This is a genomic window from Micromonospora sp. RTBAU3-60 (assembly GCF_054963695.1).
On sequence record NZ_JBUEGB010000057.1, the window covers coordinates 14,548 to 28,130 of the forward strand.

The following is a 13,583-nucleotide window of genomic DNA, read 5'->3' on the forward strand; positions in this document are numbered from 1 at the left end:
AACCTCTTCCTTCCGCGGCTTCAGGCCGCCCATCACAACCCACAGGTGATCTCAGATGCTTCCCACGCGTACCTCGACCGACCCCAGCCCCGTGCCGCAGCTCGACGTCGCCGCCGAACTGGTTGCGCTGTTGTGCGACACCACCACCGAGACCCGCCCGGATCCGCAGTTGGAGGCACTGACCCTCGCCGTGGCCGCCGACCTGCCGGTGCTGCTCTGGGGCGAGCCGGGAATCGGCAAGACCGCCGCGTTGACGCAGCTCGCCGCCGCGCTGGACCTGCCGCTCACGACGGTGATCGCCAGCGTCCACGAGCCGTCCGACTTCTCGGGGCTGCCGGTCGTCGGCGACGATCCCGCGACCCAGGGCGTTCCGATGGCGCCGCCGGACTGGGCCGTGCGCCTGGTACGCGCCGGTCGCGGACTGCTGTTCCTGGACGAGCTGTCGACCGCCCCGCCCGCCGTGCAGGCCGCCCTGCTCCGCCTCGTGCTCGAGCGGCGGATCGGCAGCCTGCGCCTGCCGGCCGGGGTCCGGATCGTGGCCGCCGCCAACCCACGATCCTCGGCCGCCGACGGCTGGGAGCTGAGCCCGCCGCTGGCCAACCGCTTCGTCCACCTGCAGTGGACACACGACCACGACGTCGTCGTACGCGGCCTCGGCGGGACCTGGCCCCGGGCGGCGCTGCCCCGGCTCGATCCGCGGCGGCTGCCGGAGGCCGTCGCCTTCGCCCGTCGCGCGGTGTGCGGCCTCCTGTCGGCCCGCCCGACGCTCGTGCACCGCCTGCCCACCAGTGAGGCCGGTCGCGGCGGCCCATGGCCGTCGCCCCGCAGCTGGGAGATGACCCTGCGCCTGATCGCCTTCGCCACCGCGGCCGACACCTCCCGGGAGGTCCTGTCAATGCTGGTTAGGGGCACCGTGGGCGACGGCCCAGGACTGGAGCTGCTGGCCAGCCTGGACCGGATGGATCTTCCCGACCCCGAGGTGCTGCTGGCCGACCCGGCCGCCGCCGTCCTGCCCGAGCGCGGCGACCTGCGCCAGGCCGTGCTGGACGGCGTCGTGGAGGCGGTGCGCCGACGTCCGGAGCGATCCCGCTGGGACGCGGCCTGGACGCTGCTGGTCCGGGCGCTGGAAACGGGTGCACCGGACCTGGTGGTCGTCCCCGCGTCCACCCTCGCCCGGCTGCGCCGCGAGGACTGGGACGTGCCCGCATCGATCGAGCGGCTCACCGGGGCGGTGTCCCTGTCCCGCCGGGCCGACCGGGCGGCGGCCCGGGTCGCGGCGGTCGCGGGGAGCGGCCGATGACGCCCGGCCAGACCGGGACACTGGACCGGGACAAGCTCTTCACCGCCCGACTGCACGCCGCCCGGGTTCGCCCCTACCTGGCGACGGCACTGTTCGCCCTGCACGTGGTCGAGTCCCGGCGGGTGCCGACGATGGCCGTGGACCGGCACTGGCGGTGCTACGTCTCGCCCCTGTTCGTGGACCGGACCCCACTGGAGGAACTGGCCGGAGTGTGGGTGCACGAGGTGTCGCATCTGCTGCGTGACCACCACGGGCGCGGCGACCGGGTCGCGCGGGAACGCGGGCTGACCGGGCCGGGGGAGCGGCTGCGGATGAACATCGCCGCCGACTGCGAGATCAACGACGACGTCTTCGGCGACGGGCTGGCCCGCCCCGAAGGCGCCGTCGAGCCCTGCGACCTGCTGCTGCCCGCCGGACAGCTGATGGAGGACTACCTGCGGCAGTTCCGGCTCGGACCGCGTACCCAGCACCTGGCCTGGCTGGACTGCGGCAGCGGCGCCGACGGGCTGGAGCGGGAGTGGGACCTCGGACCGGACGGCGCGCACGGGCTCAGCCCACAAGAACGGGACGCGGTGCGGTTCCGGGTGGCGGAAGGCATCACCGCCCGACCGGGAAACGTCCCCCAGGGTTGGCGACGGTGGGCGGAGCAGGCGTTCCATCCACCGCAGCCGTGGCGGGAACTACTGGGAGCCGCGGTCCGCACGGCGGTGTCCGCGCCCGGCGTGGGTGAGGACTACACCTACGGCCGACCGTCGCGGCGCTCCGCAGGGGTACCCGGCGTCGTCCTGCCGGCGCTGCGGCGCAGGCCCCCACGGGTCTGCGTCATCATCGACACCTCCGGCTCGGTCAGCGACGCCGAACTGGGCAGCGCGCTGCTCGAGGTCACCGCCATCTCCCGGGCCGTGGGCGGCCGGCGCGACCTGGTCACCGTGCTGCCGTGCGACGCGGCCGCTGATGTCGTACGCCCCCTGTGCCGGACCGAGGACATCCCGCTCGTCGGCGGTGGCGGTACGGATCTGCGCGCTGGTTTCGACCGGGCGCTACGGGACAGGCCGTGCCCGGACGTCATCGTCGTGCTGACCGACGGGCAGACACCCTGGCCGACCTCGCGGCCACCCTGCCGGACCGTGGTCGGGTTGTTTCCCCGGGTCTCCCGGTGCTCCGAGGACGATCCCGACTACGTGCCGGACTCGCCGCCCGAGTGGGCACGCGTGGTCACCATCGGATCCGCTCCCACCGCTCAGTGAGCGCCCGATGTCGCGCGAGAGACAGCCCCGCCATAGACGGCCAACTCCTGGACATGGAGCGTATAGGGGTTCACGGTATTGCCGAACCCGGTCACGCGGACGTAGCGGTATGTGCCGGACACGTCGTAACGGTCACCCACGTCGCTCTGCGGCCGATGCTGGGTCTTGGCGGCGAGGAGTGCCCAGCTCTGCCCGTCCACGCTGCCCTCGATCCGATACAGATAGGACCGCCGGTCGGCGTAGTAGGGCGTCACCCGCACGCTCGTCAGCTCGTGCTGTGCACCGAGGTCGACCTGGAGGTACGCGGGCTTGCCGTTGCACTCGGTTGGGTTGCAGAACCATCCGGTGCTCAGGTCCCCGTCCACCGCCTTGGCCGGCTCCCGCTTCGGTTCCTCGCTCGACGCGGTGGCGGGCTTGTTCTGGCTGAGCATCGTGGGCAGGGGTGCGTCGCAGGTAAGCGTCGGTACGGCGAACGAGACGGCGTCGAAGTAGCGGTTTACGTCGTACTGGTGGACCTGCAGCCGCAGCTGGTGGACACCGGTGACGTCTACGTGGAGGCGGACGGCTTCACTCCCGGTCTCAGCCAGGCCACTGCGCAAGACGTCGGACTCGTAGAGCTGCCGACCGTCGCCAAAGACCCGCACGACCACGTCTCCATCAGCGGTGTGGTTCATTGCGTCGTCGATGCCGACGACCGTGCTGAACCCCTGACAGTTGCCGCCCAGCTCGAACCGTACGTCGGCGTTCGAGTTCGTGCCCAGGCCCTTGCTGTAGCTGACACCATCCAGGCGGAGCGGTGCACCGTTTCCGGCAGGCGTCCCTGGCGTCAACGTGTCGCGGGCGATGGGGTAAATGCCGTCGTGGTTGCGCGATGACTCGAACGGCAGGTCACTTAGCTGGTGGCGTCCGGCACCGGTCACGGGCAGCACGGCGGTCGCCGTCCGGGTCAGGTGCTTACCGGCCTGGTCGAAGCCGACGGTGACGCGGACCTCGGCCTCCGTGATGTCGGGTGGCATCTGGTTCGTGCGCCGTAGGGCCCATGACTGCTCCAGCGTGGCGCCGGGCGGTACCTCTTCCCTCGGCTCGTTGGTCGTCGCGCTGACCTCCAGCCCCGCGGGCGCCGTGATGTCGAAGGTCACTCCCGTCACCGGCGCGTAGTAGTTGGTATTCGTCACCGAGGCAACCAGCCGAGCGGACGGCTGATCCGATACGGCACCCGCTGGGCGCAGGGTGAGGGGGAGGTCGTAGGTGTCGTCGGCCAGCCGCTGAAGCGTGTGGACCGCCTCGGTCCACGTGTCGCCCGTCGGCATCGTCGGATAGGCCTTCCGATCGGTGGACCACCGCTCCGCCAGCGCATACCAGTCGATGTCCGGAGCGGGTCGGCCGGTCTGGAGCTCGCTGGTGAGCGAGTCGAACAGGCGCTGCCAGCGCGGCGCATAATAGTCACGCAGCAGTCCGGACCACTCGCGGTACGCGTAGTCGTGCAGGTCGGTCGTCTTCTGACCCCAGGAGGTGATCAGCTTGCGCGCGTCGTACTCCAACCTCGCCGCCTCCTCCGGATCAGCAGCAGCGGCCTTGGCCCGTTCCAGCCAGGGGCCCACCAGGTGCTGTCGGTCGGTGCCGACGAGGTCATCCAGGCCGTTGAGGTAGTCGATCCAGGTCCGGGTTAGCCGGGAGAACGCGGCGGTGTCCCGCGCTTCGAAGGCAGCCTTGATCTGCGGGAGCAGGGTCCGCGATCGGTCGGCGACCGACTGCCGCGCGACCTTGAGCAAGTCAGAGCGGTACGCGTCGCTCTCGCGCAATGACTCGTCCACGTCGAGCAGCGCGGGCATGACCTTGGCGAACGCGGCAGGGTCGTAGGCGAACGCCGCCTGTGCCCAGCTGTGCGGCCGCAACGTGCTCAGGCTCGGCGTCGCGGCGAACAACCCGCCGTGGCCAGAGGATCGCCCGCCGTTCGGTGGAATGGCGTACGCCGTGTCCGCCAGCACCTGCCAAGCCCGCCGCGCTTGGGTGTCTGGGGCGCCGTAACGGGCGTCGGCGTAGTCGGTGAACCACCGGCTCAGGTCCACTGGGCCGTCGTGCCAGGGCAGTTCGGCCAGGAACTCGACGGCGACCGGGTTGTTGTAGCTGGCCTCCGGCATGATGGCGATGCCGTCCAGAGCACTGTCCGGACGCGCCAGCCAGTCCCAGAACCGCTCGTTCCAGGCCTTGACCGGGGCGCCCATCGTCGAGTTGCCACCAAAATTCCAAATGGAGCCGAAGGCGTACGGCGTGCCTTGCCAGTCGGCGTCACGGTCTGGGCTGAGTGCTCGGTCGGAGAGCCCGTCGACCACGAGCATGTGGCTCCGGTCGATCGCCTCGACGGTCTCGCGCTTCGGGTTGTCCTGCCAACCGAGGATCACCCAGATGGCACCGGGGTGTGCCTTCTCGAGGGCGGCCTGGACCGCCATCGAGGCGCGACCCACCGAGACGCCACCGGCGCGTCCGCCTTCGTGCAGGAGGTCCATCTTGTACATCGTCGAAGGTCCGAGCAGACGCTGCTGCGCGGCGTAGAACCGCTCGGCCACCTGTGCGAAGGTCGGGTCGGTCGGAGCCAGCCAGTCCGGTCGGGTAAACCCCATCCAGGTGCCTTGGGGCACCGTCACCGCACCCGGGTTGCGTACCGCAAAGTCCGTAGGCACAGTGCCGAAGTAGCCCGGGAGAACCGGAGTGATCCCGAGCTCTCGCATCCGATCGGCGATCCGGCGCCCGAGTGCCGCGCGTTCGTGGATGAGGTGCTCGCTGATCGGCTCGGTGAAGTTTGACATGTTCTGCAACAACCACCACGGCTGGTAGCCGGGTGTGGGGATCCAGGCGCGCAACTCATCGGGCGCGTACCCGAACTGCTGGAGCGTCTCGTAGTAGACGGCCTCCGTGCCCACCGGAAGGAACATCTCGTTGATGCCGTGGAGGGCGAGCACGTCGATCAGCCGCTCCCAGTCGGCGAAAGTGCGGTAGGGGCCGGAGTAGCCGTCCTCGGTGTCGTTGCCGGCGAACCGGTGGCGTACGACGGAGGACTTCTCGATGGGCTGGCCGGGGACGGGCAGCCGGTTGGGGAGGTTGAGCTGATCGCCGGTCCACGAAACGTCGGCCTTCGCGACGTGCTTCAGGTACCAGTTGAAGCCCATAAGCAGCGCTGACGTGCTGCTTCCCTGGACGAGGAGCCGGGCCCCGCGGTGGGTCACTCGGAAGGTTTCGTCGCCCTGCCGCGGGGCGATGGTTTCGAGTCCGACCTGCGCGGCGTGACTGGGGCCGACGAGCCGGCGGATGACATCGTGCGCCGGTCCTATGTCGAAGAGCGGCCGACCTGCCGCCGGTAGCGGCGATGCGGCGGCGGCTCTGCCGGCGGCTGCGGCGGCCGGGACCAGGGCCAGCAGCAGCAGGACGGCCGCGAGGCCGGTCAACGTTCTCAGCCGGGATCGCGCGGTCGTCGGTCGAACCATGGGCCGCAGCCTTTCGCCGTATTTTGCGCAGAGACCAAGCTAAATGCGGTAAAGCTCAAGGTCAAGGTTCGGTCCCTGATCGCCCACGTGCCCCCGACGAGGAGTTAGGACTTCGCCTCGTCCCTGTCGCCCCTGGTGGGCGGCCCGTTCCCGGCTGAAAGGGCCCGGAGCGAAAGGTGTGTGTCCTGATCAAGGAGTAGGCGCCGGCGACCGGCGAGACGACGGCCGTCGTGCCATTCCTGACTCTCTGTAATCAACCCTTGACACGCCTTGTGGCTTGTGTGAATGTGCGCAAATGATCGGGGAGTCGCGCACGAACGGTCGTCCGCGCGAACCCTCGCATGTGGTCCGCGGAAGGAGACACATGCCAAGCACACGAACGCGCGTATCGGGACGGCATGCCCTCGGAGCTCGGGTGGGCGCTCGGCGGCGGAGAACGCCAGCACGGCTCGGCGCTCTCTTCGTCGCGGTCGCGACCGCACTGCCGATTTCACTGGTAACCCAGGGTCCAGCAGCTACGGCAGCGGTCTCGGTGCCGCCGATCTGGCCTACGCCGCAGTCCGTGCAGGACAAGAAGGACCTGATACCCGTCACGCCCAATGTTGCACTTGTCGCGGGGGCGAAGACCGACCCATCGGCAGTCGTGGTGGTCAACCAGGTGCTGACCAGGGCGGGCGTCAAGAAGGTGACGACGGTGTCCGACACAGATCCAGTACCGGACGCCGGGCTCACCATCTACGTCGGTGGGCGGAGCGAGAACTCCGCCTCCGATGAGGCCCTCCACGAAATCGGCATCGCCACCGGTGCCAACGGCCTTCCCAGGGAGGGCTACGTCCTAGGCATCGGTAAGGGCGGCGACGGCAAGGCACGGGTCGTCCTGGACGGGGTGGATGCGACCGGTACGTTCTACGCGGCGCAGACGCTCCGCCAGCTTCTCGTGTCGCACCCGGGTCGGGACGTGTTCCCCGCCGTAGCCATCCGGGACTGGCCGGCGATGCCGCTGCGTGGGGTGATCGAGGGCTTCTACGGGCAGCCGTGGTCGCAGCAGGACCGGCTGAGTCAGCTCGAGTTCTACGGCCGTACCAAGCAGAACATCTACGTCTACTCGCCCAAGGACGACCCCTACCTACGCGATCAGTGGCGCCAGGCGTACCCGCCGGACAAGCTCGCCCCGATCCAGGAGCTCGTGGCGACGGCTGCGAGCAACCACGTCGAGTTCACCTATGCGCTCTCGCCGGGTCTGTCGGTCTGTTACAGCTCTGACGGCGACGAGCGGGCACTGGTCGACAAGTTCCAATCTTTGTGGGACATCGGAGTGCGTTCGTTCGCGATTCCGTTGGACGACATCAGCTACACGAAGTGGAATTGTCCCGAGGACGCAGCCAAGTTCGGTACGGGCGGCGGCGCGGCGGGTGCGGCGCAAGCATTCCTGCTCAACCGGGTGCAGCACGACTTCATTGCCACCCACCCCGGGGCCGAGCGACTGCAGACAGTGCCGACGGAGTACTACGACGTCAGCGATTCGCCCTACAAGACCGCCATCCGTACCAAACTCGATCCCGCGGTGATCGTTGAGTGGACCGGTGTAGGCGTGGTGGCCCCGGTCATCACCACCGCCCAGGCCAAGAACGCGCGTGAGGTCTTCGACCACGACATCCTGGTGTGGGACAACTATCCGGTCAACGACTACGTGACCAACCGCCTCCTGCTCGGCCCGTACGTCGGGCGCGAGCCCGGCATCGAGCGGAGTCTCGTCGGCGTGACCGCCAACCCGATGATCCAAGCCGAGGCGTCGAAGATCGCCGAATTCACCTCAGGTGCCTTCTACTGGAACCCTGGCGCGTACGACCCGGCGGCGGCGTGGACCGCGGCGCTGCAGGACCTCGGTGGCACCGCATGGCCAGCGCTGAAGATCTTTGCGGAGAACAACTACTCGTCGAACATCGATCCTGTCGAGTCGCCGAGCCTCAAACGGCTGATCGACGCGTTCTGGTCGGCCTATGAGCGCGGTGGAGGACCCGAAGCCGCCGCCGCGATCGCAGACTACTTCGACCAGATGGCTGGCACCCCGGCCACGCTGCGTTCCGAGCTGCACAACCCTGCGTTCCTGGACGAGGTCAAGCCGTGGCTGGACAAACTCGGCCTCTACGGCCAGGCGGGCCAGCACGCGGTGCGGATGCTGCTGGCGCAGCGGGCAGGTGACGGCAACACAGCGTGGACCCAGCGCCAGGCGTTCGATGCAGCGCGGGCGCAGGCCGACGCGATCAGCCAGAGCGTTTCGCCGGGCGTGATGCCGTCATTCCTCGAACGGGCAGCATCGGCAAGTGACCGCTGGCTCGGGGCGACCGGGGGAAAGGCGAAGGGCACGACCTCGATGGGACAGTGGCAGGCCAACTCGCCCGCCAACATGGTCGACGGGGACCTCACGACGTTCTACTGGAGCGACCGGGCGGCGAACCCAGGCGCCTACGTCGGCGTCGACCTCGGGTCGGTCCAGGAAATCAGCAAGATCGACCTCTACATGAGCAAGCCCACCAGCCCGACGGACTACATCCGCCAGGGCGTGCTCGAGTTCTCCGCCGACGGATCCACCTGGACCGCCATCGGCACATACAAGGACCAGCCGGAGATCCACGCCACCGTCCCGCCAGGGGCCAAGGCGAGGTACGCCCGGATACGCGCGACGGCGGCACAGGACACCTGGGTCGTGGTGCGGGAGTTCCAGGTCACCGTGGTCGGCGGCACTGAACTGACCGCGACCGGCACCCCACCGCCGGCCGCCGGATCCAGCCTGGCACGGGCCGTCGACGGCGACGTCAGTACGGCGTACGTCGCGGACCGGGCGCCGCAGCCCGGCGAATCCCTTCAGGTCGCAGTCTCGCCGGCCCGCCCCATCGACCAGGTGGTGGTCCTCCAGTCGGGCGCACCGTCGGCAGCCGCCCTGCAGGTGCGCTCCGTCGATGGCAACTGGACCACCATCGGCGACCTGTCCGGAGGCTACACCCAGCTCGACGCGGCAGGCGTGAAGGCCGACGCGATCCGGCTTACCTGGAAGGACGGTGCCCCAACGCCGCAGATCAACGAGCTCATTCCCTGGTTCGGCGATACCCCGATCGCTGATCTCGCCGTCGAGCCGGTGAACGTTGACGCCGAGGCCGGCGGCCAGTCCGCGACGGCGACGCTGCGTCTCGGCTCGACCCGTGCCGAGGACGTCGCTGGAGCCCTGACCGTCACCACGCCCGCCGGGCTGACCGCGCAGCCCGCGAGCCAGGAGACCACTGTCATCCGTGGCCAGGACACGGGCATCCCCCTGACCGTCGCCGTTTCGGCCGGCACGCCGACCGGTTCATACGACCTGCCGGTCGTCTACACCCCGGTCAGCGGTGAGCCGGTCACAGCGATGCTGACCGTCCACGTCTACCCCAAGACCAGCAACACCAACCTGGCGCTGGCCACGAACGGTGCCACGGCCACGGCATCGAGCACGGAGGAGGGGCTCGCGCGGTTCACCCCTGATCATGGGATCGACGGTGATGGCGCGACGCGCTGGTCGTCCAACCACACGGACAACGAGTGGCTGCGGGTGGAACTGGCGCAGCCACAGCGGATCGGCAAGGTCGTCCTGCGCTGGGAGGCGGCCTACGGCAAGGCGTACCGGATCGAGACCTCCTCGGACGGTGCCACCTGGACGACCGCGGCGGCGGTGACGGCAGGCGATGGCGGCGTGGATACTCTGCGCTTCGACGCGCCGTCGGCCAAGTTCGTCCGGATGCACGGCGTTCTGCGTGGCACCGGGTACGGCTACTCGCTCTACGAAATGGAGGTCTACCCGGTCGCGCCATAGGGGAATTTGCTGCCGGCCCCGCACCCCGGTCCCTCCGGGAACGCGGGGCCGGTACGCAATGCCCAGGCAACCCTGCCCGGCGGCTGGCAGCGCTTGGCGGGCTTCGTCGACTCGGCTGTGGACGGCGCGCGAGGCTGCGAGTCGGGTCGCGGCCTCAGCCCCCGAGGTGCGTCGTCAGGTCATCATCGGCAGCCATCCGGTGAGTGATAGGGACTGACAAGAGTCCTAACTGCTCAGAAACGATCAGTCAGGCTCTCGCCTCTTCGGGCGCCCCAAAGTTGCCAACGGGCGACAGAAGGGTCTTGACGTCAGGTGTTGACCACCGTCAGTCTGTGCGACAGGCGTCGCAGAGTTGAGCGAAGTGAGCTTGAAACGCTACGAATCAGTCATGCTCAGGCAGAGAGATGAGGTACTCGTGCGCGTGATCTCCTCGTGGACAGCAGGAGCGGCCAGGCTGGGCGTGTTCGCCGCAGCGGTGACATTAGGCCTCGCCGCCTGCTCGGGCGGGACCGGCGCTGGTTCGTCGTCGGAGAAGGCCACCAAGATCAAGCTGGTGGCCGCGGAGTACTCGAAGGACCACACCAAGGCCTTCTGGGACCAGTTCGCCAAGACCTACCACGACAAAACCGGCTACACCCTCGACGTGCAGATCGTCAGCTGGGACGACATCGACCAGCAGAGCTCGACGATGGTGCAGAACAACAATCCGCCGGACATCCTCAACCTCAACGCGTACGCCAGCTACGCCAAGGACGGCCTGCTCTACAACGCCGATGAGGTCCTCTCCGACAGCGTGAAGTCCGACCTGCTGGACGCCTTCGTCAAGTCGGGCACCTACGACGGCAAGTTGTACGGCATGCCGGACCTGAGCTCAGCCCGCGCGATGTTCTACAACAAGACGCTGTTCAAGAGTGCCGGGATCGCGGCGCCGCCCAAGACCTGGGCGGAGTTCGAGGACGCCGCCAGCAAGATCAAGGCTCTCGGTGGCGGCGCAATTGGTTACGGCCTGCCGCTGGGCCCGGAGGAGGCGCAAGGCGAGTTCTCCATCTGGACGTTCAACAATGGCGGTGACTGGAAGAAGGACGGGGCCTGGACCGTCAACTCGCCTGAGAACATCGCCACGCTCACCTTCCTCAAGGGGCTCGCGGGGAAGGGACTGACGCAGAACAACCCAGGCAAGACCAACCGCCAGGACGCCTTCGACCTCTTCGCCTCCGGAAAGGTCGGCATGGTGGTCGGCTTCTCGCCGCTCGCCGCGACACTGGACGAGGCGAAGAAGGTGGACTACGGGGTGGCGCCGATGCCGACCAGCCAGGCCGGCAGCGAACCAAAAACATTCGGTGTGACCGACTACCTGATGGCGTTCAAGAAGGACGGCAACCGGGAGGCCGTGAAGGCCTTCTACGACCTGTACTACCAGAAGGATCAGGTCAACACCTTCATCAAGGCGGAGGGTTTCCTGCCCGTCACCAAGTCCGGTGTCGAAGCGTTCCGGGCCGACCCTGCCCTGAGCTCGCTGGGCACCTACCTGGACACGCTACCGAACGCGCAACTGACGCCCACCGACGATCCGGCCTGGGACCGAGTGAAGCTCGCCGTCCAGCAGAACCTCGGCACCGCGATCACGGGTGATCCCAAGACGGTGCTGGACAAGCTGCAGGCGCAGGCCGAGGGCAAGTGACGTGTCCTCTGCCAGGCCCATGGTGTCGGGTGCGGCGGCAAACGCCGCACCCGGCACCGCACCCCCCTCCGATAGCAAACCTCGCCGCCGCCGTGCCCGCGCCCGCCGCGGGCGCGAACCCCTACATGTAGCGCTGCTGTGGCTGGGACCGGCTCTGGCGCTCATCCTCGGCGTGGTCGTCTGGCCCGTGGTGGAACTTGTCCGTGCGTCCCTGTCCCGCTACTCGATCACCGGGCTGCGCCGCGGTGACGCCGGGCTGGAGAACTTCCGGCAGGTCCTCGCCAACGATGCTCTCGACACCGTCCTGGTCAACACCCTCGTCTGGGTTGTCGCGGTGGTGGCGCTGACGATGCTCGTCAGTCTGGGAGTGGCGCAGTTTCTCAACAAGGACTTCCGGGGCCGGAAACTCGTGCGGTGGGCCGTGATCGTCCCATGGGCCGCCTCGCTGGTCATCACCGCGCGACTGTTCACGCTCATCTACAGCTACTACTACGGGGTACTCAACGCGCTGCTGCTCAAGATCGGCCTGATCGACACGCCGATCGACTTTCTCGGCAGCGACGCCTGGGTGATGCCGTCCATGGTGGCGGTGGGAGTCTTCGTCTCGATTCCGTTCACTGCGTACGTCCTCGTCGCCGGGCTCAACGCCATCCCAGGGGACGTCTACGAGGCGGCCCGCCTCGACGGTGCATCGCCCTGGCAGGCGTGGCGGCTCGTCACGCTCCCGTTGCTGCGTCCCGCGATCATGGTGGCGACCGTCCTCAACATGATCTACGTGTTCAACAGCTTCCCGATCATCTACACCCTCAACGAGTCGAACCCGGGTTTCGGGCACGACACCACCATCACCTTCATGTACAAGCTCGCGTTCAAGAGCGCCGAGAAGGACGTCGGTCAGTCGGCCGCCGCTGGGCTGTTCAACGTCTGCATCATCCTCATCGCGGTTCTGGCGTATCTGCGGATCACACGCTGGCGTAAGGAGTCGTGATGTCCGTCGTCACCAAGGCCCCAGTCCGGCCCCGGGACGCCACCGTCGGTTGGCGAACGCTCCGCCCGTATGTCATGCCGGTGCTCGGCCTCCTCGTGGCGTTCGCGTTCCTGTGGCCCTACCTCGTGATGCTGCTCAACGCCTTCCGCCCCAGCGCGGACGTGGTCCAGACCCCCTCATCAGTCCTGCCCCGTGAATGGAAGTGGACCACCTTCGCAGAGGTGCTGGGCGACGAGCGTTTCCTGGCGTGGCTGCGCACATCGGTAGTGGTGGCCCTCGCCTCCACGGCCGTGGTCGTGGTCGTAGCCATTCCGGCGGCGTACTTCACCGCGCGGGTTCGTTTCCCGGGCCGGGTCGCCTTCCTGTTCCTGGTCCTGGTCACCCAGATGTTCTCGCCCACCTCGCTGGTGGTCGGTATCTACCGGGAGTTCTTCACTCTCAACCTGGTCAACACCTACATGGCGATCATTCTGACCAACGCCGCCTTCAACCTCGCCTTCGCGATCTGGATCCTGCACGGCTTCTTCTCATCCATCCCGAAGGAGATCGAGGAGGCGGCCGAACTCGACGGCTGCGGCCGGCTCGCCACTCTGCTCAGGATCATGCTGTCGCTGGCCCGGCCGGGCCTGGTGACCGCCACGATCTTCACGTTCATCGCCGCCTGGAACGAGTACGTGGTGGCACTGACCCTGATGCTCGACGACGACCGCAAGCCCCTGACGGTGGGGATCAACTCCTACGTCACCGGATACGAGCAGAACTGGGACCAGCTCTTCGGCGCGTCGATCGTCGCCATCGTGCCGGTGGTGGTGCTCTTCGCGCTCATCGAGAAACACCTGGTCGGTGGCCTGACCTCCGGAGCCGTCAAGTGAGCGACGAGATCGCCCGCCCCGACACCAACAAGGCCTCACCATCCCGGCTGGCCACCGCGTAGGGGTGGATGATCCCAAATCCTTCGGGGCCAGCAGGAGAACGGTTGGCCGAGGAAGCGGGGTCGCACCGGGCGATGACGCAGATCCCGTCGCGGGCCTGCTCATCGCT

The 13,583-nt window shown here is 68.1% G+C and carries 7 protein-coding genes; 6 read left to right on the forward strand and 1 reads right to left on the reverse strand.

What is annotated here, in order from left to right; translation table 11 throughout:
* Positions 1 to 55: 55 nt before the first annotated feature.
* Together ACY34I_RS31830 and ACY34I_RS31835 are read left to right on the forward strand one after the other, a co-directional pair.
* Entirely contained in the window at positions 56 to 1,300 is a 1,245-nt protein-coding gene (locus ACY34I_RS31830) for an AAA family ATPase (protein ID WP_462758876.1), read from the forward strand.
* Positions 1,297 to 2,547: a vWA domain-containing protein gene (locus ACY34I_RS31835; RefSeq protein WP_462758877.1), complete on the forward strand. Its 1,251-nt coding sequence runs from the start codon at positions 1,297 to 1,299 to the stop codon at positions 2,545 to 2,547. Before ACY34I_RS31830 ends, ACY34I_RS31835 begins: the two co-directional genes overlap by 4 nt.
* On the opposite strand, the gene ACY34I_RS31840 is transcribed toward ACY34I_RS31835, so the two are convergent.
* Positions 2,541 to 5,990, reverse strand: coding sequence for an alpha-N-acetylglucosaminidase TIM-barrel domain-containing protein (locus tag ACY34I_RS31840; protein WP_462758879.1), 3,450 nt, complete (start codon positions 5,988 to 5,990; stop codon positions 2,541 to 2,543). The two genes, ACY34I_RS31835 and ACY34I_RS31840, sit on opposite strands and share 7 nt — an antisense overlap.
* 334 nt (positions 5,991 to 6,324) lie before the next feature.
* Here ACY34I_RS31840 and ACY34I_RS31845 point away from each other — a divergent pair, with 334 nt between their 5' ends.
* The 4 genes from ACY34I_RS31845 to ACY34I_RS31860 all read left to right on the forward strand — a co-directional run bounded on the left by ACY34I_RS31845 (position 6,325) and on the right by ACY34I_RS31860 (position 13,414).
* Positions 6,325 to 9,873: a beta-N-acetylglucosaminidase domain-containing protein gene (locus ACY34I_RS31845; protein WP_462758880.1), complete on the forward strand. Its 3,549-nt coding sequence runs from the start codon at positions 6,325 to 6,327 to the stop codon at positions 9,871 to 9,873.
* Between the two features lie 361 nt (positions 9,874 to 10,234).
* The gene (locus tag ACY34I_RS31850; protein WP_462758893.1) at positions 10,235 to 11,554 is read left to right on the forward strand and encodes an extracellular solute-binding protein; all 1,320 of its coding nucleotides are present in this window, start codon (positions 10,235 to 10,237) and stop codon (positions 11,552 to 11,554) included.
* Positions 11,555 to 11,726: 172 nt separating this feature from the next.
* On the forward strand, positions 11,727 to 12,542 hold the full coding sequence (locus ACY34I_RS31855; protein ID WP_462758881.1) for a carbohydrate ABC transporter permease: 816 nt from the start codon (positions 11,727 to 11,729) through the stop codon (positions 12,540 to 12,542).
* On the forward strand, positions 12,542 to 13,414 hold the full coding sequence (locus tag ACY34I_RS31860) for a carbohydrate ABC transporter permease (protein ID WP_462758882.1): 873 nt from the start codon (positions 12,542 to 12,544) through the stop codon (positions 13,412 to 13,414). Before ACY34I_RS31855 ends, ACY34I_RS31860 begins: the two co-directional genes overlap by 1 nt.
* Positions 13,415 to 13,583 lie beyond the last annotated feature (169 nt).